This window comes from Stenotrophomonas sp. SrG, assembly GCF_050031795.1.
Lineage (GTDB): Bacteria > Pseudomonadota > Gammaproteobacteria > Xanthomonadales > Xanthomonadaceae > Stenotrophomonas > Stenotrophomonas rhizophila_A.
The window spans coordinates 1-242 of the sequence record NZ_JBNBBE010000951.1 but is presented as its reverse complement, the minus strand read 5'-3'; the positions used below and the strand labels follow the sequence as shown (position 1 = coordinate 242).

Genomic DNA, 242 nt, shown 5'->3' with positions numbered 1-242 from the left:
AATGCGGTCGCGCCAACGCGCGAACGTGGACTCAACCGGCAGGGCTGGGCGGGTCGAACGGCTCGGCGGTTTCCGGGCGGGCCGGGTCGCTGAGCAGCCGCACGCGCTGTTCGGCCTGCTCCAGCGCCTGCTGGCACTGGCGGTACAGGCCCACGCCACGCTCGTTGGCGCTCAGCGACTGCTCCCGGCTCATGTCGCCGGTTTCCATCTTCTCCACCAGCTGCTCCAGTTCTTCCAGCGAA

1 protein-coding gene is annotated in these 242 nt (G+C 69.4%); it reads right to left on the bottom strand.

The features are described from left to right. Nucleotides 1-31 precede the first annotated feature (31 nt). On the bottom strand, nucleotides 32-242 hold a 211-nt coding region (locus tag ACQG3P_RS22310; protein WP_426806272.1), incomplete at its 5' end, for an exodeoxyribonuclease VII small subunit.